We start from the raw sequence: 21,217 nt of genomic DNA, 5'->3' as shown, positions 1-21,217 counted from the left end.
AACCAATCACTGCAAGTAGATCTTGCTCCCCGACTAAGACATAGTCTTCATTACCCAGCTTGATATCGTTAGTGTCCCTATTTATTCGCCACGGTTTTTGAGGCGATCATGCTTGGCATGATCCCTACGAGAGACGAGAAAGAAAATCGCTAAACAGCTCTCCTCATTTGGGAAAGCACCAATTTCGTCAGCCTTGGTTCGGAATTTCCGGAACAGCCTTTCTAGCGCATTGGAAGTACGAATCAGCGAATGAAGGGATTCATCAAAATCATAGAAACTCAAGGTCAGGGCAAAATCTTTGATGAAGGTTCTAACAGCATCGGGTTCAAGGTCTGTCCATTTCTGTGCAAACACGAGCAACGTCACAATCGCTTCTTCCCAGTCTGGCGCTTTATAGATAGCATAGGCATCGTGTTTAATTTGTGAATATCGCAGCTTCTTTGCTTCAGAGTGGGAGAGTTCTTGTCCTTGAGCATCCAGGTGTGGCAATTGCTCATAGCCCAAATGCCGGAGCATCGCTCGAACCTTGTGGGTAATGCATCGTTGATGTTGTGCGAGGGGAAACAGAGCGCGAATTACCTTAGGTAGTCCAGTGGTGCCATCACTGACAATCAGCTTCACCAAATGGGTTTGCAATCCTCGGTGCCGCAGGTGCTCAAAGAACAGTAGCCAGGCTGCCTCAGATTCTTGGACAGCCATTTCGTAATGAAGAACGGTTTGTGTCCCATCTGGCCATATCGCCATGGCCACTAAGATGACTCGGTCTTCCGCACGACGTAGCTTCCGGATATGTCCAGCTTGGTCTTCCCAAAAGTCTTCGGAGGCGCATTGAACACTCGCCCACACTCCATCAACAATCAGAATAAAAGGGGTTTTCTCAAGACGAGTTTGACGACTTTGGAGCATTTGCTTCTGAGCTTTGAGAGTAATCCGGTTAATGGCATTCACGGATAAAACTGCTCCCAGGATCTCATAGAGAGCTTCTTGCAAGTCTCGAAGCGATAAACCCATGACATACAAGCCCAGGCAAAACTCTAGAAGGCTACCGAGGGCTCGTTGGTAACGCTCTAGAATCTTCCACTCTCGGTCTGCATTCCCTTTCCGTAGTTTCGGGACAGATAGTTGAGCAATCCTGCCGTACTGGGTATCAAGAACCCGCTGATAATAGCCTGAACGTCGAGGGCGAGTCCCTTGAAGCTCTGATAGATAAGCTTGGACTTCTTCGTCTAGTGCTGACTCTACTGCTATCTGGGTAACTCGGTTAGCCTCAAGGCGCAGGGTTGCTTCTAAAGCTTTGTTAATAGAGGCATATGAACTTTGAGACTGGATACGGATAATCTGCTGCTCACGTTGGGAAATGTTCATCAAGGAGTGCTCCGAATTCTCTATTATCAGAGCATTTCAGCTATTCCAGCTCATGGCGAATAAATCAAGACACTAACTTGATATCAGTGCCAGAGAATTTGGAATAAAGGACTTGGTCGCCCTTCTGAATATCCATGGGTATATTGGAACCATCGTCCTGCCGTTTCCCTAGGCCAACGCTGACCACCTCTCCAATTTGAGGTTTTTCACGTGCTATGTCAGGCATCAAAATTCCACCTGCGGTCTTCTCTTCAGCTTTACTCACTTTCAGAAAGACGCGGTCTCCTAGGGGACTGACAGTAGAAACATTGAGAGCCAGAGTGGTCATATCCTAATCCTCTACAAAATTGATCGGTACACTAACTCATTGAGCGAAACGGTATGGTTCAACCCAAGACTATACTTTTGGGTTGAATCTAAACCTTAAAATCACTATCAAGCAAGGGCTATAGAGATTCGGATTGTCAATAAATGCGAGGACCAGTCAGCAAGGTTTCAAAAAAGGTGGGAGGACAAGCTTCCAAGTCTTGAATGGTGAAGTCTTTCTCTGTAAGTGTGCGTTGTCGTGGCTGGCAAAACTTACTGTCAGTGAAAATAATTGGGGATGTCTTTCTAGATTTTCTAACAAAGTCTAGTTCTGCGGTCTCAGCCTTAGCTTTATCTTCAAAAGGCCCATAGAAATTTAGGCAAGGAGGATTGGCAGTGCCAACCTCTAACCACCAGCCAGCACATAAACCATCATTCTTATCAGAAGCTTTTGACGCTCTGGTATTGAAGCTACTTGGGATTATTTTTTTAATCACTTGAATACTCCAGTCAGTGGGGATCTTTTACTCTCAAGATTAAGACTAGAGGTCGAACCTGAGTATTGTGTGAAGATTTCTCAGTTTTGATGCCGTGGTTCAAGTACCAGAAGGCTAATAGAACATCTCTCTTGCAGTTCAAAACTCCATATCCCTTTCTTGTCAATACTCTTCCGGTCTAGCGTAAAACCAAAAGTGTTACTCTTGGTTGAACCATACCCAACGGACCAAATACAGGGCTTCAAAAAATGCATTTCTCAACCGAGCAGAATTCTGAATCGCCTCAACTGGTAGATAGAAGCACACCAGAAAACCAGCCACAATTAGTGAAAGTGGCTTCCATTCCGCTTTCCAAAAATGCATAGTGATACCTCACAGAGTCTATGCAACCTGAATCAAGGCTTGAATTTTGTCTGGCTCTATGACTTTCCCTTGGCTAAGAACTTTGCCACCGATAACGAGAGCTGGCGTTTGCATCACACCATGATTAATAATTTCCATGGTGTCTGTGATATGAGAAAAATCACCATCTAAGCGAAGAGCAGCGAGTGCCTCTTGAGCGTTGGCTTCTAATTGCTTACATTTTTTGCAGCCTTTGCCTAAAATCTCGACTTTGATCTTACCCATGGTCGTAAGCGCCTCCATTGATTTAGATCTCGTTGAACATCTCGTGGCGTTCAACCTCGACTAGCCCTCAGGGATAAGCTAAAAGAAAGACTTGAGGGTTTTGTGAGGAGCCTCAGAATGTAGCTCGTTCTAACGGATTCTGGGGTCTCTTAAAAATCACCTTATCTGCGCCCATTCATGGACATGCCGATGGATAAGGTGAATTCAGCAGATCGTATATTGAGGCAAACCTTTGCTCGGGTGGGATTGGAGGGCTTCAGTACCCATAGCTTAGGCGTACAGCTCTGACCTGGATGCACAACACTGGGATGCCGACGAAACACATTCAGCGGATATCGGGGCATCGAACGCTGGCGGCGTTGTCGGGGTATCTAGAGGTCACCGATGAATAGCTTGAGGGGGCTATAGCGAAGTTGGTGCTTTTTAGCGGAATACTGATAGGGTTGAAGGGCTAGAACATGCGCGCTCACTCTTCAGTTTCGTTTCAAGAGCATAAGAAATCTCATCAACTATAGTTTGGATCAAAGGAAGGAATACTCATGGGATATGAGCGCATTTTTGTTGCAATGGATGCTTCGTCCTTACAGTTTATTGTGTATGAGCGGGCATTAGAAACGGCTAAGCTCCATCAGGCTGAGTTGATGTTCCTACACTGCATAGAAGTAGAGGTTAATCCTTCAGGCACCTCAGCAGCTCCGATAGTAGGGATACCCGTTGGCGCTAGTGTACTTTCCCCATCTGCGGATGATTTTCAAATTACGAAGCAAACTTGGAGCGCTCGACTTGCAGAAACAAAACTATGGTTGCAAGAGTATTGCCGAAAAGCAGAACAACAGGGAGTGAAGGCAACCTTTGAGGCCATAATGGGAACCCCAGAGAATCAAGTTTGCAATCTTGCTCAGATATGGCAGGCTGATCTAATTATTGTGGGGCGTCATGGTCGCACAGGGTTAACGGAATTTTTCCTGGGAAGTGTTAGCAATTATGTAGTTCACCATGCCCATTGTTCAGTGTTAGTGGTTCAAGGGAAAGGTGTCGTTTCAAGCAAGTCTATTTGATTGGGCTGTTGGCAGTTGCACTAAACTGTGCGGTGAATCCTCGTACCAGGATACCCGGAAGGCTGTGAGCATTACTGCGATGATAGGCGCAAAGCTGACCTTTGAGAATCTTCGGCTGTCCGATCTTGAAGCTAACTAGCCTGATCGGGCACGTACTGATACTCTGGTAGAATCTTCTCAATCTCAGCCCTCAGTTGTGCATCTAGTTCTGCGTACTGTCTAGCTTCGATTTTTATCTGTGCCGCTTGCTGTCGAGCTTGAATCCTTGTTGTTGCAGCTATAGCCCGCATCTTTTTAGCATCGCTGTTGGAGTGGTTTAAAGTCTCTTCAGTATTTCGGGAGAGGTCAATCGAGTATTTTTCTTGATCGGCCATAGAGATATGGAATGGATGAGTAAAGATGGTCTAGTGAATGCCACTTAGGTATTTATGTACTGCTTTATCAAAGTTTCCCACGGCATTATTCGGTTTCTTTCAAAGCATCGCTAAGGAAGAAATGCAGGAACATTGAAAAGTAGAGAGACTGCCAAATCAAGAACCAAATTAAGGTGTAGCCTTCCATAGTTGCCTCCGAAGTGGGTTTGCTAACGCCATAAATGTATGGCTTCTAGCCTTCATTGTGCTTGATGTCAGCGATACTGCAATCACTTTGCTTGCTGCCAATACTTCAATTCTAAATAGATTTTTATAAACTTTCAATCAATTTATAATTGATTTTCATCTATGTATTATCTAGATGCTCAATTTTGACTTGGGCTGAATGAGTTATGACAACGATTTGATAACATTCTGGGGGCAAGGCTAAAACTCCCTTCAAGAGAAGAAAAACGCTTGCTGCTTGGCATGTCCTGGCTCCTGTATTGAGGAAAAAAACATCTGATTATCGCAATAAGTCAGGCCAGAACATGCAAGAGCCTAGCGCACGTCAGATCGGCAATGTCGCCATCCCAAAGCCGTGCCTTTGCTCCGCTCCCTGCCTTTACTTGGGGATGCTGCATTATTGAGAAGATTCAACCAGGCTTTGAGCCAATCGCTTTAGCAGCTCAGCATCTTGATTCTGAGGGTCAAGTTCTGTCGCTTTGGTTGCTGATTCCAAAGCCGCCTGATAATCCTTGAGCATTAACTGGCTTTTGGTGAGTTTGGTATATGCTTCAGCATTTTGAGGCTGAAGAACTGTAACTTGACTAAAATCCTCATTAGCTTCCTGAAATTTCTTGTCACCCATAAGGAGAACTCCCCGAAGTGTATAGGCTTCAGCTAGAGATGGGTCTACCCGGATCGCTTGATTAATTGCCTTCATTGCCCCCTCAAGATCTTTCAGCTCAAGGCTAGAAACCGCTGCGTTGTAGTGTGGATTCTTTACTGGGCTAGATGCTTCTTGAGCAAAAAGGGGTAAAGGACTACAGCAAGCAAGGCTTAGATAGAAAGCAGCTATCCCCGAAGTGAAATAAGTCCCTACTAGTTTTCGACGCATTCTCTGGTCCCTTTTGGCATTTGCGCCCTTTATTCTACTCTCAGCCTAGCCTGGTTGCACTGCCTGGAATTCCATCTCTTGCACCCACACATAGCTGAAGTCCTCAAACTCTTCCCCTGGTGTAATCAGAGTGGTCGATCCCTCTTGACTATTGATGAACTCTTTTCGCCATAACTCCCAAGCATAGATGGATGGCAACTCTATATCGGCGCAGTACTCAAACCAACACTCTCTTTGAAATCGAGAGATTTCGCAGTAAACCCGACTCTTTTGGATCTCAACTAACCCAAAATCAATCATTTCCTGAATTAGCGAAGGGTTTTTGGTTCTTGGTTCTCCATCGCCCATTACTGGAGATTCAAACGATAACTGAAGTGTTTCACCTGGATTTTCTTTTGCCAGTCGCAGGATTTCCAATTGTACCTGGGTTAGAGAGGGGATATGAACCATGCATTGTCCTCGTTTTGTTGAAATACTAGCGCCAATGTTGCCATCACAAAGCCCTGCCTTTGCTCCGCTCCCTGCCTTTGCTCCGCTCCCTGCCTTTACTTGGGGATGCTGCATTGTCAGAGTTTTGCGGGATGGGTACGATTTTTGGGGATGGATAGATGATTCGATCAACTGATCCTAACTAGCCTGATCAGGCACGTACCGATGCTCTAGCGGAATCCTCTCAATCGCAGCCCTCTGCTGTGCCGCTCGTTCCGCTTTCTGTCGAGCCGCAATCCTGGCCTTAGCAGCTTTAGCCCGCATCTTTTTGGCATCGCTGTTGTAGTTGTCGAGAATTTCCTCAGTATTTCGAGAGGGGGGTATGGAGTATTGTTCTTGCTCTGACATGGATGGGTGGAATGGGTAAAGTTGGTTAGTGCATTATGCTAACAATGTAGTCTGACCAGGGCCAAGATCGGGAATCCCTAAACAGTTTTGCCAAACACGACTTATTGTGAGTCTTTGGATGGATTGGCAAGCTATCTAATTTTCATAATCAACATACAGAAGCAAGGTACTAAAAGAGGTGTATTATCTGGCAATGTCGTATTGCTAGTGTACGAAATATTACCCATGTCCTTAATCTTATACTGGTCCTCTGGGAAGAAGGTTCGTATCTCTTCAGGTGTAATATCTGCTGGGACTATTCCTTGCTTAAAAATCTGTGCAAGTTGAGGTGGAGGAGCACCGAGCTGAGCAGTCAACTTTTGAAATAGCTGTTTGGCTTGAGAACTCAGCTCCATCAAGAAAAGTTTACCTTGCGTTCCCATCAATGTTTGTAGTGAGTGGATGATAGAAGGCCGATCCGCAGGCTGAATTTGATGGAGCAGACCTCGCATATAAACATTGGCATCACCCAAAGTAGTATGGAGAGCTTGAGCTGCGTCTATGGAGGTAGCATCTAGCAATTGGAATTGAGGCTGACCATCCTGAGCACGGGTTCGGGCCTGTGCAATTGCAGTACTTGATATATCCACACCTATTACATGTGAAAAATGCTGAGCGAGTAATAGCGTTTGGGTTCCATTTCCACAGCCGAAGTCTACCAAAGGTAAATCACCGCCAAACGCTACCTTCAACTCAGGTAATAAGGCCGCTAATTCCTTGTTAGTCGGTACATCCCAAAATGCAGGTTCACCACTATCAAATAATTGAGTCCAATAATTCTCCCAGTTTGTTTGATAGGTGCTGGCCATAGTTTTTCTTAGGAAGAATATCTACATCACTATTCAGGTGATTCAGCTTATTTAAGTCGTTGAGTATTGCTATTTGAATCTCTGTCTGATGGATCCACTTTGCTACCTAAAGGTATATTGGCCTTCATAGGATATTAAGCCCCACTCTGACTGGGTTGTCGGGTTTTGTAACTACCTTTATTTTACCACGGTAAATAAATACACCCGAGTAGCTTATTTCACCCTGGCCTGAAGCCACAGGGCTACCAAGCTACCGTATTCTTTCCCGTGTGTAGGATTGGTGCGAGTTTCAGGACTTGGTATCAGTTGCACGATGACCTCCTGTCGGTCTTTGACCATCGCAAAGCTAATCCCTAACCTCTCAACCTGGATAAACTAATCTCTCATCCGTTAAATTTCAAAATCCATACAGAATTTATATTACCTAAGTATTACAAAAACCGTATAGAATCTGAAAATTTAGGTGTGAGTTCCATCGACTAATTTTAGATGCAATTAAATTTCACACGCCAGTCCCGATCATAGGTTGCTCGGTTGAACTGCTCGAACACGAATCTCTCGGATCCAAACCTTTGTGAATTGCCCTAACCCTTTCCCTGGATTCATAAGCTGTTCAACTCCCTCACCGAGTTGGGCAATGAATCCTTGCCGCCATTGGTCCCAATCAACTTGAGTGGGGTAATCCAGATCTTCACAATATTCTGACCAGTTCAATTGCTGAAATTCTGAAGCAAGCATAGAAGCTTCTATCTCTCTGACCTGGATAAGGTGGTTATCAATCAGCTCTTGAATGAGTGAGGGATGCACGATGGGCGGCTTGTTATTATCATCAACAATCGGAAACTCATAAAAAAGCTGTAATTCCTCTACAGAATCTTTTTTGGTTAATCTTAGGAGTTCTAGCTGTTCGTGAGTCAGAGATGGAATATGAATCATGATTGACCTCAGCCGTCCAGTCCAAGTCTAGTCAATTGAGGCTAAGCCTGGCTTTGCTTCTAGATAGGGTCTGCACTACTGCCTATCTTTTCCCAAGCCACCAGTTGATTGCTCCAGGACTTCTCTTCGTCATAGGTGGCGATATACCCTCTTCTGAAGTCGGCGATTTCCAGATGATCAATCACCAGAGCAAGCCATTCATTATCGGTATCATCTCCAATTCCGATATATTCCAAGTTCAACCTGTGGGGATGAAAATAGAGAAAAAGGTTGTATTTGGTCAAATGTTTGCAAGCAATAGGAATCTCAATCGTTTGTCCTGGGAAGAAATCTCGGTCAATAATGCTTATCTCAACAACATCGCCAACCTTGAGTTGTTGCGATAGAGCGTCTAGAGCTTCATCCATAGGAATGGCCTCATTGGGTGAGTGAGGTGCTATCTTCCTCTGATCTTAAGCGCTGTAAGTCAAATGAGACGGATATTTTGAACTATAACTTTACAGCTACTGTTGGGCTTTGCTTTTAGCCACTATCTCAGCGTCAGGAAATTTTTGGAGAACGGGTCTTCTGGCTTTACCCTGGCAAATCCAACCAAACAACAAATCGCTCTCGTATCGCGGATGATTCTTGCCTGGATCAACCATGACACGAATCGGTTTGCGATAGTAGCGGATGATAATTTCATCTTGTTCCATTGCTCATGATTGCCCGCCATCCTGGGGAGAGCAAAAGATGCAGGTTGTACACCGGCTTGAATTAGGTTCGAGGAATTAACTGTTCACGATTCATAGCTGGATTATAGATTTTCAGAAGAGATAGAGTTCAATTGCGCTTGTCCGTTGTCCTTGAGTTGGAAGAAGTAAGCGACTGCTTCAATAAACGGGAAAATCCAAACAGGGCGAGGGCAAAATTACTACCATATAAAAAGAACCACATTCCCACTACGATGAAAAGCTTAGTGTGATGGTTAGTTGAAGAGTAATCCCAAACCACTAGCCTAAAAATCCCCCCCACCCATACAGTTATAAGCAAGAAAAGCTCCCAGAAAGACAGGTAATACTGAACCCTTACCATACGCTCATTATTTCGCTGAAACGTGATGGTACCAGACGAAATCATATTCAGCCGATTCGATTTACTAACCCATCGAAAGAATCCACCGTTAAATTTGACTTGATTATCTGTGTATCGAATATTTTGGGCTCGTTCTGCCCTCAATGCTCGAAGAATAGCCAGCAAAATTTCTCCATCAGATTTGTAAGGAAGCTCCAGATCAAAACTACCGTTCCAGTTAAATGGCAACATAACACCGTTTTTGTGGTGGCCTTGCTTTTTCCATAGATCCAACGTTAGCTGTAAGCGTAAATATCACATATTAGAAAGCTAATTCTCAAGCAGCTTTTTCTTCTTCAGGGAGAACTAAATCAAGCCACTTATCGCTCCATTCATTACTGATCATACTGGCTCTAATTTGTAAGACATTATGAGCACCAACCCGAGTCCATTGCATCTTCTGCTTCTTTTTGTGCCGAGCATTAATGATGGTGTCAATATGAGTTTCTGCAACTTGGTTGGTATAAGCTAACCCTGCTTTCTCTCGATCGTCATAATTGACAAGATAATCACGATTATTCTTCAAGTAGTCGTGTAAGCTTTTGAGCTTTGTTTGCTTCTTCTCATCTGAGATATTATCTCGAAGTAGGGCAATCTTCTGCAGAGCATTATCTACTTTTTCATGCCATAAACTCCACTTTGCACTATCAAGGGAATCTGTGAAGGTGTCCCCCAGTGCATTGCTGACATTCTGGAATTTCTTGCCAATGTGAAACCAGTCCAAAATGAGGTCTAAGGTTTTGCAATGGGGTTCAAGGGCTAAAATAACGGACCAACAGTTGTGTGCTCCATCGGCCAAAGCGGTAATCTTTGTCTCTTGGGTCATCCCTTGTTTGAGGGCTGCATGATGCAGATAGGTCTTGATGGTTTGCAACTCATCCTCTAAAGCGGAAACAACACAGGTCTTTTCAGTAATTTGGCGATGATGTTTATCGACTACTTCAATCGCACTGGGACGATAGACAATGCCAGATAGGGCTTCAAAACTGCGTTTGTCTTTATCTTTAGTTGAGATATGCCCGCCATCGACTTGAGCAATGAGTTCTGCTGCAGGGGTGGGTAACTCTTCTAAGTTAGGAGGGGTAGTGTTCACTTGAGATAAGCGCTCACCGACTTGATTGGTTACGTTTTTGATTTGGACATGGTTATTCACACTCCGGCGTTGAGTGTTCAGGCGTTCCATATTATCCTGGGCTTCTCGATAGCTATGCAGGGCACCATTCTCACACTGCAGTTTCACTAAGTCAGGATGAGTATCCGTGCCAAAGACACTGATCGTTGTTGGAGTACTTTGCCACCGACACTCTGGATTCTTACAACGATGCTTTTGAATACGGAGCTTATGGTCGCTGAAGACGGCATGGAATGTAGATGATATGAAACCAAGCTTTCCGAGTTTCTCACCACATTTAGTACACTGCTTTAGACCGATGTCGATGAGGGTGGATTGTTCAGCTAACAGTGCACTTTGAACTTTGGAAAGTAGAGAGATTTGTTCTTCATGGCGCAATCCAAGATCTAGAATAGACTTTGGTTGTTTAATGGCATAGATTTTTAGAGTGTCTCGTTTAACGACTTCCTGACTGGTGATAGAGACTTTCTCTACAATGACTCTAAATTCGTAATCTATCTACCACCGTTGCTCTCTAACCTCTACAAGAATTAGAGTATCACGGAAAACTATAGTAATACGTGATGTTTACGCTTACGATTACCCTCGTCTTTTGATATGGATTTGAAAGGAGCTGCAGATCTGTATACGTCGATGATGCAAACTCCTATTATTGCTATTCCAGATGAGGGCTTCTCTAACCATAATATGTCAGGGATTATTTTGATTGGTGAAACATCATCTGGGGAAAAACGTGCATTTATTAGTGCTATTAGTTCTCAGATTGCGGATGAGCATGCACCCTACTACGAAGCAATTTTTAGGCTAGAGGAGGATGGTCAATCGGTTCAGTATTTAGAAGGCCAGCGTTTTTTCTTTGATACAGATATTAATGAAAGAGTGTTAAATCTTTTCATAATCATATTTCTGATAGTTATCTTTGGAGGTGTGCCAACCGTTATTGTCATCATTATCGATGATGTTTTGAGTCAACGTAAACAAAGTTATTTATAAAGTGAGAAAAAACATCATAAAATTTATGTTGCGTCATGAATATGGGAAAAACCGTGGGGGCTGGAGATAAGTACTCTAAAAATTACAATGCTTGAACACACGGTATCTATCGATCTTGGATACTCAGTACTTACCCTTTCAGTTTTGAGCTTTCAAACCAAGCTGTTGTACATCAATTCCGACTTGAGAAGCTGACTGTAGAAATAGACTAATCTGCATGCCTAAGTTGATGCCGACCTTACCACTCTCCTGATTCCCTGCAGCCCGTCCATGAATACCAATGACTTGACCCTCTGTATTCAAGATCGGTCCTCCGCTCATGCCCGGTGCAGTGCTATTGCCATAGAGGAGACCATATCCTTCTGCATCTCCCGTTTGCAAACCCACAATGTCACCTTTGGTGACTAAATGGGTAGGTTGTGTAATCGCTTGTTCTGGAATAGGCCACCCTGAGACATAGATATTCATACCCTGTTTAGCTTGCTCAGAATTTCCTAACGTCGCAACTGGATAATCCTGCTTACTTGTGAATTCCACCATAGCTAAGTCGATTTTAGGTAATCGTTTGATTTTTTGAGACGCAACGGCATGTTTCCGACCATCGAGTGTGACAATTTCATACTCATCAGAGGTGGCCACCACATGTTTGGCCGTTAGCACATAGTAAATATTATTGGATTGAGCAATGATCACCCCAGAGCCAGGATTTTGTCCGTCAATCAGAACTGTGACCTGCCTCGCAATTTCGTAAGGATCTACTGGTGGAGTAGAGGGTGTAGGTGCTGGAGGAGGAGAAACACGAGCGGTGTTTTGTGGGGAGGGTGAAGCCTTACTAGTGTTCTGAGTGGCACTCTGACCAGTCGTTGCTGGCGGTTTTTGACCTTGGGTTGCTGTTGGGGATGTTGAAAAGAAACGACTACCAATTCTTCTCAACTCATCAATTCGTTTTGATTGGTTAGATTCTGCTGGTCGAGTAGGAGAAATAGGAGCATTACTTTGGGAATTTGAAGCCTTACTAGTGCTCTGAGTGGCGCTCTGACCAGTCGTTGCTGGCGGTTTTTGACCTTGGGCTGCTGTTGGGGATTGTTGGGAATATCGAATACCAATGCCTTTGGCAGTACTTCGTCCCCAAGACATTGCATTTGCACTCTCACGATTGACATCATTGAGAATGACGGCATCTGCTCCACACTTACATCCTGCTTTTTTCAGGCGCTTAGTGGCCTCTTCGGGCGATTTATTGCTAAAGAGAGTCTTACCTGTAGAGACATTCAGGATGCAAAGTTTTTCGAAAGGGCGCTGAACATCTGTTTCAGCTGAGTAGAGTTCTATTGGGCATTTTTCGGATTTGGCAGGGGCAACTGTATTCCCCAATCGTATGCAGTTTTTGTCTTTACATCCTTCTTTCACTTCGGCGACTAGGAGAATATTAGTTTTACTGTCAGTTATTGTAGAGCTGCTTTGATCACTACAATCACGAACAGCAGGAGTAGATAGAGATGCTGAGAGCACTGTGGCAAACAATAGATACATTGATTTTTCCGACTAATAACCGTCCCATCACAACTGCTACCCGTTGAGGTTAGAGCCATATAAGTTGTACTTAAACTCACAGACGTCGAGAATATCATACCCCCCAGATGAAATCGTCAGGGCTGATTGTCCATCATTGAGGAGATGGTTGGAGTGTACTTGGATGGGGAGAGTGTGGTTCGGATCTGGGGGTGATTGGTTGGGTGTAGAACTTGCCTGTATATTGGGATTGGTCTGTAGTATCAGCATGCCATTGAAAGGTAAAGCCAAGAAAACCTCTAAATTAGAGAGTCTTCCATTTTCAACTGTTTATAAGACTAGTTCTTCAAGACCCAGGTCTAACCCCTGGAGGGGGTGATATTTTGCCTGAATTATAGTCAGACCAAACTTTTCCCAGCAATTTCCGCCTTTTAGGGGCTGCATTCATATATGCCTTCATGTTAGTCTGCAACAATTTTTTCATGAGGGGGTGTTTGGCTAGATTAACTAATTCTGCCAATTCATCTGCTGAAAAATCAGATTTTAGTTGTGAAATGTATTGGTCTTCAATGTATTTCCATCCTGCTTCTTCTTTCACAACATCTTGCAACCATTCCCTCCACCGATCAGTACCTTTTGACGCTGGAATTGCCATGTCAATGCTGTTATTGAGATATACATCATATTGTTGTGCTATTTCTAATTCAATAAGAACTTCTCTAACCAATTTTTCCTTAGATTGAGCAGTAGCTGATGGTTCTAGGCGAGTTGGCTTTAAGGTTTCCTTCTGGGCATTCGCTGAACATGCAGCGATAAAGATACAGGCAACTAGTAGAAACCTGAGAGTATGCAACCTAGTTTTAAACATCTCGACTCCACAAATGTGTATATCTGAGAGACTACAGTAAAATTTTGTATTACTATTACTGAAGAAGATAAAATGCAAAGTATTCAGAAATGACAGACAGTTACGGATGGAACAGGACAATTTTGATTGACGAGCAGATTCTGTTCAAGTTGGAGTCGTTCTAAATTGACCAAATTCGATAAGACTGAGACATCAGAGATACGGTTGGTATTGAGATCCAGCCATGTCAAGCTAGTGAGCTTAGCTAAAGGTGTCACCTCATTAATACGATTGTGACGGAGGTAGAGCATTTCTAAATTTTTAAGGCTGGAAATATGAGTCACATCCCTGAGGGGGCGACATGAAGGCTACAACCCAGCACAGACAAGCTCCATCGCTCTCATACCCCGTTGATATTCAGGCAGCTTATTGGCCATAAACAAACTAAGCTGCGATTTCCCGCCATTTAGTATAAGTGTACTTATTATATCTACCAATTTTGGTCATCACAGCGATCAGATGTTGGATCTATTTTTAGTAGAGTCAGATTATTGAAAATTTCTGAAAAGCTATCTATGTATAAGTTATGAGTGTAGTTGGCGTCTTATCACAGCCTTGATCGTTTACGGCCTAATCAGAGGTGAGTGCTGAAGAATCCTCCTATTGTCATCCAGCTTCTGATCACGCTGGACCAACACTCTTTGCTTGTGTGCATTCCACACTCCGATCAACACCCAAGCTTCAGGCTTCTCAGGGTTTACCTCAATCGCCCCTGCGAATTGTGTGAAGAGTATTTGACCATCAATAATCTGGGGATAGCATTTGACCATCAAGGGTCTATCCAAAGCGGCTTTAGTAAATTTTGCGAATCGATGCTTTACTCTCAAGGGAATCTGATGACCGTCAAGCTCTAAAAAGTAATTGGGTCGTTCCTTCTCCCCCTCAACCTCCTGAACCCGGATGATTCCCGGAAGTCGGCACCAGGCCCGATGGGTGCCATTGCCAGAGAGCAGAGGCTGTCTCTTATTTCGCTGCTTTCGCTGCTTAGATTTTGCCTGGGGAGTTTTTGTCGCCTGCTGTTGCTGGGGTGTTGCTTTGGGTTTTCCCTTGGCCTGATCCTGGTCTGTGGATTGACGTTTGGTACTAGCCTGAGAGGCTTTTGGTATTTCTTTTGATGGTGCTTTGGCAGAACCTGTTGTGAGTTGTTCTATCTGAAGCTGAGATTCGAGTTTCGCAATCGTTCGTTTTAGGAGAAGGGCAGCAGTTTCGTTGTTGCACTGCTCAAGCTGAACTTTGAGTTGGTTGAGCTTGTCGATAGTTGCAGAGGGCATAGGAAACCTCACTAGGGACAGACTTGCAGCTATTCTAGAGTATGAAGTGAGGCTTTGGGTGAAATTTAGGTTTCTCGCCAGGATACGTCATACAACCCATGCCCAGACTTAAGATAATAGACATTATGAATCAATGTGCTTTTCAAGCCATCCTCCTAGAGAAAGATCTGCGGCACGCTAAAGACGGACAGGCAATCGCTGAATTTGTGGTTACTATTCCTCCATTACGAGAAGAAGATCCCCCAGAAAACCTCAAAGCAATTTACTGGGGTGAAAATGGAGAAAAAGCCCATCAAGCCTTGCAACCCGGCGACCAACTGATTCTACAAGGGCAGCTCAAAATCACAAAAGTGACACACAAAACGGGTGAAGAAGAATATGTTGAGCAACAGGCTAGCCTGATTGTTGAGAAGATTAACCGAATTCAACGGGCTAGCTGATGAAGCATTCTGTCGAAATCATTGACGATGCTATCGAAATAAGCGCAAAGCAAAATGTAGAGTAGCTCAGCAAGTCTTGAAATAACTGAAATAAAAAGGCAAAGATTGTCAAAACTCTCCAGAAACTCAAAATGTAGCCCATTAATGATTAGATACAAGTGAAGTTAATTCCGGGAATGCTATAGGTTAGCATTCCTAAGCTTTGCTGAAACTACACTGATTTACGACAATCTATGGCTACTGACAACAAATACTCCAAAGTACTTCTTGAGTTAAAGACCCACTACCAACAGACAATTGCTGAACTCGAAGCTCAAACGAGTCAACTCAAGACTAAAATCACGTCTCTAGATACGTTAATTGAAGATCCATTGTTAGGCTCTGACATTCTTTCAGTCCTGCAAGGTGAAGCAGATTCACTAACCTCAGAAGCTCCAGCCTCTAAAGTTGCTAAAACAGTAGAACCTAAAACCAAGTCTAAGAAAACTACTCAAAAAGCTGCTTCTAAGAAAACAGCTGCAACTTCTAAGAAAGCAGCTGCAACCGCAAAGACAAAGGAAACCGTAGAATCTAAAGCTGAAGCTGCCCCAAAGAAAGCTGCCCCAAAAGCTTCACCTTCATCTGGGAAGAGAAAATCTCCAACATCCCAAAAATCAGCCTCAACTCCGAAAAATACAAAAAAGGTAGAGTCTAAAGCTGAAGCTAATCCTCCAAAAGCTGCTCAAAAAGCTTCGCCCAAAAAATCCTCTACTCCTAAGAAAACACCATCTCAGGAAAAGACTAAAAAAGCTCAGAAACAAACAGGCCGTTCTTCATCCAGTGTTCTGAAGATGAACAAGCCCTTTGACAAGACGAGTAAATTTGATGCAATCACACAGATCATGAAAGAACAATCTGGAAATTTGGTTCACATGGATGATGTGATATTGAAGCTATATGGTGAACTGAGTGGCGATGCACTCAAAGTGGAACGTAAAAGGATGCACAACACTATGTATCAGGGTACCAAGAAAAATCTATGGATTAAATCCCCTAATGTACCCATGAGTTATATCCTTGAAGAAAATTCACAGACTAAATCTGAGGAATCAAAAAAAACTAAGGCCAAAAAGTCTCAGAAAAAGACCTAACGAAAGAATACTAGATGGTCGGGTTCAGCCCAGTATCATCATCCGACTCAAGCAGGAGCCATCATTCTTGTGATCGAGAATGATGGTGGAGCAAATAGGAAAACGCCTCTACCAATCTCCATTCGCTCTCCTGATAGCGCAAAAGTACTACCAGCCAAGTAGTCTGTTAGCCTCTGAGCCAGCTTGTTTTCCAAAGCTGCTAAATTCACTAGGAGCATATCATCCGTTTTCATTGCGTTGATTGCTTCCTCAGCATCTTCAAATGACTTGGGGTGACACACGCGGATTTTGTGGGGTGATATTCCTTGAAAGGGAAGAAGATTGTCCATGCGCCAGTGCTCCTCTAGTACCAAATCCAGGCACATCCTTAACGTTTCGTGAATACTCCAGGCAGTCTCTTTATGCATACTCAAGCCTAGAATCGTACCTGATCCGTTACTCCCAATGACACTAGAAGGAACCAATTGTTCCGCAGCTACCGAATTACCCCCAAACCCTTACCACCCGATCCCGATCCAAGCTCACTCCTACCATCTCATCAATCCGCTCCATCGCATCCTTTGGCCTCAGCTCAACCACCTGAAAGATGTCGAACTTATCCTCTATTTCAAAGACTGCTTCAAGCAGAATTCTGTGAAGCCGCAATACATTAGGCCAACATCAGCCGATTTCTTGAAAATCAAAATAATTTTCAGACTGCTTAATCAATTGCTGTAGCTCATCGAATTCCATTGCCTGGATAGCCATTGCTAAACCTGTATGGACGAGTGCTAATCTCTGCTTTGCTTCTGGGCTTAGTTCTTCAGATGCTTCTTCTACACACTCAAACATCGTTGCTGTCTGGGTCAGGTTGTCAAAGGTAACGGCTAATACTTCGGCCAAAAAACTTGTCAACATAATATCTTCGCTTTATCCCTGTGTGTCCCTATATCATCAAGTAAAGCAATTTTGATTAAAACAGCGTAAACACTGATTATTATCAATTAGCCATCTGAAATCCCTAGTAGTTTCTCCTGATAGCGATATTACGTAGTTTATGGCTATCAGGAGAAACCTTGGCCCAATCACCCCCAAACCTTTGCAACCCGCTCCCAATTCAGGTAAACGCCTACTATCTCTTTAATTCACTCAATTGCTTCACCTAGCCACAGCTCAACCATCTAGAAGATATTGAGCGTGTCTCCCAGCTCTGGACTTTTAAACGGAATTTTGATGAGCGGCTTTTTTCCCTCAACTGTGATCCAGAATTGCCTAATACATTAATCTACTATCAGAGCCTTTGAACCAATTGCACTCTCATGCCCATAACCTACACCAACCGGAAGCAGAAAACGTTTTATTTGCATCAGGGCAAGACTAAAACAGGTAAACCCAAATACCACTTCTCAATGAAGGCTGAGGGAGTATTAGCCGAGGCCATCCCAAAAGGATTTGAAATCTATGAAAATCCTAATGCCCAAGTTTTCTTGAGGAAGATTCCGCCAAAGCTGATCACCGATCAGGAATTAAGCCTTGTTAAGGATGGAATGGAGAAATATTCCCATGCGGATAAATACATAGTTGATGTCAAGAAAGAGACCATAAGTATTTTTACTCCGACTCAGAATGTTTCTGCCCTTTCAGAGTTTCTCGTTCCAACAGCTCAGGCTCTTGGAAAAACTCAAGAGGACTTACAAAAACTCCTCCAACAGGTGCTGTCCTATTCCTGTGATTTTAGGTTCATTTTGGTGAACAAACAGCAGCGACTCTTTCAAGCCCAGAGATATTGCTATCTAGGTTCCATTGACGATTGGATAGAGATTGGCTCCACCGATCAGCTCGAAATCCTGGTCAAAAAATATACCAAACATATTGACCAAAACTCTATGTATGAATTGCTTTGAGACTGAAAAAAATTACTATCCATTCTGAGCAACGTTAAAGCTGAGAAGAACAGCAACTTGCAAAACTACCATTTCACCCCCAAGCCCTCGCCACCCGTTCCCGGTCCAACCACACCCCGATCATCTCCTCAATCCGCTCAATGGTTTCCCCTGGCCGCAGACTCAACACCTGCAATACATCGAACGTGTCCTCTAATTCCAGCGCACACTCGAAACAGAACTCAGGTGTTTCAAACGAAATTCTGATGAATGGCCTACCGCTGCCCTCGATGGTGATCCAAAACTTCCCTGAACTGCTTCGAGAAACCGTCAGATACTCAAGTTGCCCCTTTTGCTTAGTCTGCTGAACTAGATTCTTTTGACGCTTCTCCAGTGCATGAAATTTGGACTCAAATTCTCTCGATACTCTGGGGGGTCGAACTCTTCCTGGTGTTTGCCGAGCTGAATACCCTCGCTGCGTTCTCCGAGTATCGGTGGGTTCACTGCGGTCGTATCTGGGGGTGGGTTCAGTGGTGCGATCATCGTTTTCAGGCTGTGGAGTCACCTTGCGCTTCACTGGCGAATCATCTTTCCGGTCGATGGTAGGGAATGATGACTTATCTGGGTATGTCGGGGTTGCTTCGGTGTTTGTCGAGGGTGTCACCGGGGATTCGGCTGGTGGTTTGGGCTTCAGGGAAATGAGTTGAGGTGGCATTGCAGATATCCTGTGCTAAGGCAAAGCCAGTGTAGCCTTCAGGGAAGTACTCTGGGGGATTTCTGGGGAAAGCTTAATTTGGAGCAGCTTTGCCAAGCAGTCTTTTCGCAGCCCGCACCTTCGCCTCTGCCCCTCACTAACTCCCTCTAGGCCCATCGCCAGCACCATACAGCGAAATCCTTCCGGTATCGTCTCGAACTCATACCTGGGCATGGAGATCTGCTGCCGCTGACACAACTCCTGTCGCTCATCGATCGGATTCTCCACCCCATCATCCCCCTGGCTAACGGGTTTCTCTGGGGTTTCTTCCTTTGTTTTCTCATTGTCTTGACCAGGATATAAGACTCTGATCTGCTTCTCTGCCTGTCGAATGGCTTGTTTCCTGGCTCTCTCAAGGACCTTGATCAGAGCATCTTCCAGGTCTTCATTGGGGTACACGTAGGCGAGGAATCCAAGCTGATCTTCGGTCAGTTGAATCGTTAGGTTGTGAGAATGTTGCGATCGCAAAGTCGTCTCAGAAAAAGTGGTATCGTTCGGTACATGAGGTTGCAGGGGAATGGCTGTTTATTTCTGGCTCCATCGTTCCCCTTTTGTTTTTAAAGCTCAACTAGATTTATTTATAGCCATGACTGATACCAGTGGTTCCGATGCTCCACGGAAAATCTATGATGTCTTAATTGTTGGTGCGGGTCCAGTAGGCTTGGCAACGGGCGTAAGCAAAGGATCGGGGATGCATGGCTCAAAGAAAAACGGGTCAAGGACAATAGATCCTGTACCCGAACCAAAAAACTATCATGACCCTACCATCGCAATTGCTAACCGTGCTAGCCCATGACGAATTTCTAGAACAAACTGAAGCACTCAAAGTATCAACCAGCCTGAGTCAGATGGTTTATATCGTTCTGCAAATGGGCTTGTTTCTAGCTCGCTGTCTTCTGGAGGATGAACTCTCAAGGCGCGCGAAAGCAGTATTTGTATGGCCTGTATGTACTACCTGCGGAACCCGCTTACATTCGAAGGGATGGGAATCTCGTCAGATGCAGACACTGGTAGGCACTATCTCTTGAAAGCGACGGGTGGGCCGTTGTCCCAAAGGATGTCCAGGCAGTCTGTTGACTCCCCTGGATCAAGCCATTGGGATTGCCCCCTATCAGCACAGCAGCGAAGAACTGGTGCGTCTGGGCTGCTTGTTGAGTCTGTTCATGCCCTATGAACTGGCCAGTTGGATGCTGGGTCAGTGGAGTGGTCTATCCGTGAGTCCATCCAGTTTGTGGAACTGGGTGCAATCCGTGGGTAACAAAGCTCAGCAGGAATTAGAAGCTCAACTCAACGCTCAATCATCAGGGACTCAGGCCCCTTGTGAAGCGATTTCAGAGATGTTATCTGCTCTACCTTTGGCCATTGCCGCCGATGGTGTGATGGTCCCCTTTCGCCCCACCCCGAACTCACCCAAGGGAAAAATCCAGTGGCGAGAAGTCAAAGTCGCCATCTTAGCTCGCCTGGGAACACGGGTTACCCGAGCTAAAAAGGAGGTCCCCCAATTACTGCGTCGAAGACTGGTGGCAGTATTGGGCGATATCGACCAGTTCATCCCTTTACTTCAACTCGAAGCTCACAAACAAGACTTTGAATCTGCTCCAAAAGTCATCTGGCTCAGTGATGGGGGACGAGGCTTCTGGCGAGTCTATCGCACCTTGTTCTCTCATTGTGCTGTGGCAGTCCTCGACTTTTTTCATTCAGCAGGCCATCTGGCACGAGCAACTAAAGCGATGTTTGGAGATGCCCGCTCTGCTCAAGCCCAAGCCTGGTTCCGGCACTGGCGACACCAATTGCGACACGGGCAACACCTACTTGTATTACGGTCCTTGACGATATTGATTCACTCACAACTGTTAACGGGAAAGTCTTTTTCAACGTTGCTCCAGGTGCAGGCTTATTTCCAACGCCATCATAACCACATCCGTTATCGGCACTTTGAACAGCAACAGATTCCTCTCGGGTCAGGAATGGTTGAAAGTGCATGCAAGTGGTTGATTCAGCAGCGCTTTAAGGGAGTTGGCATGCGCTGGAGTGAGGATGGTTTCAACCATTTACTGATCTTGAGAATTGCCTGGGTCAATGAACGGTTTGACTCCTTATTCCCAGAGGTGACCATTCCGAAAACTAAGGCATCCCCGATCCGCTAAATACGCCCC

30 protein-coding genes and 1 pseudogene are annotated in these 21,217 nt (G+C 44.6%); 7 read left to right on the top strand and 24 right to left on the bottom strand.

The window, feature by feature from the left end; translation table 11 throughout:
* Positions 1–81: 81 nt before the first annotated feature.
* From I1H34_RS30235 to I1H34_RS30215, 5 genes are all read right to left on the bottom strand, one after another.
* Entirely contained in the window at positions 82–1,365 is a 1,284-nt protein-coding gene (locus tag I1H34_RS30235) for an IS256 family transposase (protein WP_212661567.1), read from the bottom strand.
* Between the two features lie 64 nt (positions 1,366–1,429).
* Positions 1,430–1,693 (bottom strand): co-chaperone GroES, encoded by a 264-nt coding sequence (locus I1H34_RS30230; protein ID WP_212667003.1) that lies wholly within the window; start codon positions 1,691–1,693, stop codon positions 1,430–1,432.
* 136 nt (positions 1,694–1,829) lie between these two features.
* The gene (locus I1H34_RS30225; protein ID WP_212667002.1) at positions 1,830–2,168 is read right to left on the bottom strand and encodes a DUF1816 domain-containing protein; all 339 of its coding nucleotides are present in this window, start codon (positions 2,166–2,168) and stop codon (positions 1,830–1,832) included.
* 381 nt (positions 2,169–2,549) lie between these two features.
* A complete protein-coding gene (locus I1H34_RS30220) occupies positions 2,550–2,795 on the bottom strand; it encodes a thioredoxin family protein (RefSeq protein WP_212667001.1) in 246 nt (81 codons plus the stop codon).
* Positions 2,796–2,956: 161 nt separating this feature from the next.
* On the bottom strand, positions 2,957–3,139 hold the full coding sequence (locus I1H34_RS30215) for a hypothetical protein (RefSeq protein ID WP_212667000.1): 183 nt from the start codon (positions 3,137–3,139) through the stop codon (positions 2,957–2,959).
* Here I1H34_RS30215 and I1H34_RS33195 point away from each other — a divergent pair.
* Positions 3,104–3,187 (top strand): integrase, encoded by an 84-nt coding sequence (locus I1H34_RS33195; RefSeq protein ID WP_396124667.1) that lies wholly within the window; start codon positions 3,104–3,106, stop codon positions 3,185–3,187. The two genes, I1H34_RS30215 and I1H34_RS33195, sit on opposite strands and share 36 nt — an antisense overlap.
* A 147-nt stretch (positions 3,188–3,334) precedes the next feature.
* The gene (locus I1H34_RS30210) at positions 3,335–3,853 is read left to right on the top strand and encodes a universal stress protein (RefSeq protein WP_212666999.1); all 519 of its coding nucleotides are present in this window, start codon (positions 3,335–3,337) and stop codon (positions 3,851–3,853) included.
* Between the two features lie 131 nt (positions 3,854–3,984).
* On the opposite strand, the gene I1H34_RS30205 is transcribed toward I1H34_RS30210, so the two are convergent.
* The 10 genes from I1H34_RS30205 to I1H34_RS30160 all read right to left on the bottom strand — a co-directional run bounded on the left by I1H34_RS30205 (position 3,985) and on the right by I1H34_RS30160 (position 10,690).
* Positions 3,985–4,227, bottom strand: a complete 243-nt coding sequence (locus tag I1H34_RS30205; protein WP_212666998.1) for a hypothetical protein — start codon at positions 4,225–4,227, stop codon at positions 3,985–3,987.
* Between the two features lie 622 nt (positions 4,228–4,849).
* On the bottom strand, positions 4,850–5,326 hold the full coding sequence (locus I1H34_RS30200) for a tetratricopeptide repeat protein (RefSeq protein WP_212666997.1): 477 nt from the start codon (positions 5,324–5,326) through the stop codon (positions 4,850–4,852).
* A gap of 45 nt (positions 5,327–5,371) precedes the next feature.
* Positions 5,372–5,890 carry a hypothetical protein gene (locus tag I1H34_RS30195; RefSeq protein WP_315874912.1) on the bottom strand — a complete coding sequence of 173 codons (519 nt, stop codon included), beginning with the start codon at positions 5,888–5,890 and terminating at the stop codon, positions 5,372–5,374.
* A gap of 63 nt (positions 5,891–5,953) precedes the next feature.
* Positions 5,954–6,163 carry a hypothetical protein gene (locus I1H34_RS30190; protein WP_212666996.1) on the bottom strand — a complete coding sequence of 70 codons (210 nt, stop codon included), beginning with the start codon at positions 6,161–6,163 and terminating at the stop codon, positions 5,954–5,956.
* A 131-nt stretch (positions 6,164–6,294) separates the two neighbouring features.
* A complete protein-coding gene (locus I1H34_RS30185) occupies positions 6,295–7,011 on the bottom strand; it encodes a class I SAM-dependent methyltransferase (protein ID WP_212666995.1) in 717 nt (238 codons plus the stop codon).
* A 519-nt stretch (positions 7,012–7,530) separates the two neighbouring features.
* Positions 7,531–7,947, bottom strand: a complete 417-nt coding sequence (locus I1H34_RS30180) for a hypothetical protein (RefSeq protein ID WP_212666994.1) — start codon at positions 7,945–7,947, stop codon at positions 7,531–7,533.
* Between the two features lie 59 nt (positions 7,948–8,006).
* Complete coding sequence (locus I1H34_RS30175; protein WP_212666993.1) at positions 8,007–8,354, bottom strand: hypothetical protein; 348 nt, start codon at positions 8,352–8,354, stop codon at positions 8,007–8,009.
* A gap of 96 nt (positions 8,355–8,450) precedes the next feature.
* Positions 8,451–8,642: a hypothetical protein gene (locus tag I1H34_RS30170; protein ID WP_212666992.1), complete on the bottom strand. Its 192-nt coding sequence runs from the start codon at positions 8,640–8,642 to the stop codon at positions 8,451–8,453.
* Positions 8,643–8,769: 127 nt separating this feature from the next.
* Positions 8,770–9,294, bottom strand: coding sequence for a hypothetical protein (locus tag I1H34_RS30165; protein ID WP_212666991.1), 525 nt, complete (start codon positions 9,292–9,294; stop codon positions 8,770–8,772).
* A gap of 43 nt (positions 9,295–9,337) precedes the next feature.
* The gene (locus tag I1H34_RS30160; protein ID WP_212667121.1) at positions 9,338–10,690 is read right to left on the bottom strand and encodes an ISKra4 family transposase; all 1,353 of its coding nucleotides are present in this window, start codon (positions 10,688–10,690) and stop codon (positions 9,338–9,340) included.
* A gap of 99 nt (positions 10,691–10,789) precedes the next feature.
* On the opposite strand from I1H34_RS30160, the gene I1H34_RS30155 reads away from it, so the two are divergent.
* Positions 10,790–11,185: a hypothetical protein gene (locus I1H34_RS30155; protein WP_212666990.1), complete on the top strand. Its 396-nt coding sequence runs from the start codon at positions 10,790–10,792 to the stop codon at positions 11,183–11,185.
* A 138-nt stretch (positions 11,186–11,323) separates the two neighbouring features.
* Here I1H34_RS30155 and I1H34_RS30150 read toward each other — a convergent pair whose 3' ends face one another.
* The 5 genes from I1H34_RS30150 to I1H34_RS30130 form a co-directional block, all read right to left on the bottom strand.
* The gene (locus tag I1H34_RS30150; RefSeq protein WP_212666989.1) at positions 11,324–12,718 is read right to left on the bottom strand and encodes a S1 family peptidase; all 1,395 of its coding nucleotides are present in this window, start codon (positions 12,716–12,718) and stop codon (positions 11,324–11,326) included.
* A 36-nt stretch (positions 12,719–12,754) separates the two neighbouring features.
* The gene (locus I1H34_RS30145) at positions 12,755–12,988 is read right to left on the bottom strand and encodes a hypothetical protein (RefSeq protein ID WP_212666988.1); all 234 of its coding nucleotides are present in this window, start codon (positions 12,986–12,988) and stop codon (positions 12,755–12,757) included.
* 55 nt (positions 12,989–13,043) lie between these two features.
* Positions 13,044–13,565, bottom strand: a complete 522-nt coding sequence (locus I1H34_RS30140) for a DUF2059 domain-containing protein (RefSeq protein WP_212666987.1) — start codon at positions 13,563–13,565, stop codon at positions 13,044–13,046.
* Between the two features lie 83 nt (positions 13,566–13,648).
* On the bottom strand, positions 13,649–13,888 hold the full coding sequence (locus I1H34_RS30135; RefSeq protein WP_212666986.1) for a leucine-rich repeat domain-containing protein: 240 nt from the start codon (positions 13,886–13,888) through the stop codon (positions 13,649–13,651).
* A 279-nt stretch (positions 13,889–14,167) separates the two neighbouring features.
* The gene (locus I1H34_RS30130) at positions 14,168–14,875 is read right to left on the bottom strand and encodes a hypothetical protein (protein WP_249370322.1); all 708 of its coding nucleotides are present in this window, start codon (positions 14,873–14,875) and stop codon (positions 14,168–14,170) included.
* Between the two features lie 125 nt (positions 14,876–15,000).
* Here I1H34_RS30130 and I1H34_RS30125 point away from each other — a divergent pair, with 125 nt between their 5' ends.
* Both I1H34_RS30125 and I1H34_RS30120 read left to right on the top strand, forming a co-directional pair.
* Positions 15,001–15,315 (top strand): single-stranded DNA-binding protein, encoded by a 315-nt coding sequence (locus I1H34_RS30125; protein ID WP_212666985.1) that lies wholly within the window; start codon positions 15,001–15,003, stop codon positions 15,313–15,315.
* Between the two features lie 233 nt (positions 15,316–15,548).
* The gene (locus I1H34_RS30120) at positions 15,549–16,445 is read left to right on the top strand and encodes a hypothetical protein (protein ID WP_212666984.1); all 897 of its coding nucleotides are present in this window, start codon (positions 15,549–15,551) and stop codon (positions 16,443–16,445) included.
* Between the two features lie 47 nt (positions 16,446–16,492).
* On the opposite strand, the gene I1H34_RS30115 is transcribed toward I1H34_RS30120, so the two are convergent.
* Complete coding sequence (locus I1H34_RS30115) at positions 16,493–16,774, bottom strand: cell division protein SepF (protein ID WP_235111947.1); 282 nt, start codon at positions 16,772–16,774, stop codon at positions 16,493–16,495.
* A 331-nt stretch (positions 16,775–17,105) separates the two neighbouring features.
* A complete protein-coding gene (locus tag I1H34_RS30110) occupies positions 17,106–17,342 on the bottom strand; it encodes a hypothetical protein (protein WP_212666982.1) in 237 nt (78 codons plus the stop codon).
* Between the two features lie 401 nt (positions 17,343–17,743).
* On the opposite strand from I1H34_RS30110, the gene I1H34_RS30105 reads away from it, so the two are divergent.
* A complete protein-coding gene (locus tag I1H34_RS30105) occupies positions 17,744–18,328 on the top strand; it encodes a hypothetical protein (RefSeq protein WP_212666981.1) in 585 nt (194 codons plus the stop codon).
* A gap of 73 nt (positions 18,329–18,401) precedes the next feature.
* On the opposite strand, the gene I1H34_RS30100 is transcribed toward I1H34_RS30105, so the two are convergent.
* A complete protein-coding gene (locus I1H34_RS30100; RefSeq protein ID WP_212666980.1) occupies positions 18,402–19,022 on the bottom strand; it encodes a hypothetical protein in 621 nt (206 codons plus the stop codon).
* Between the two features lie 15 nt (positions 19,023–19,037).
* The gene (locus tag I1H34_RS30095) at positions 19,038–19,529 is read right to left on the bottom strand and encodes a double-stranded RNA binding motif domain-containing protein (RefSeq protein WP_212666979.1); all 492 of its coding nucleotides are present in this window, start codon (positions 19,527–19,529) and stop codon (positions 19,038–19,040) included.
* Between the two features lie 287 nt (positions 19,530–19,816).
* Here I1H34_RS30095 and I1H34_RS30085 point away from each other — a divergent pair.
* Positions 19,817–21,208, top strand: a pseudogene (locus I1H34_RS30085) (ISKra4 family transposase).
* The last annotated feature ends 9 nt before the right edge of the window (positions 21,209–21,217 follow it).

This window comes from Acaryochloris marina S15, assembly GCF_018336915.1.
GTDB classification, from domain to species: domain Bacteria; phylum Cyanobacteriota; class Cyanobacteriia; order Thermosynechococcales; family Thermosynechococcaceae; genus Acaryochloris; species Acaryochloris marina_A.
The sequence above is the reverse complement of the archived record's forward strand: the minus strand, read 5'-3'. Positions and strand labels throughout refer to the sequence as shown.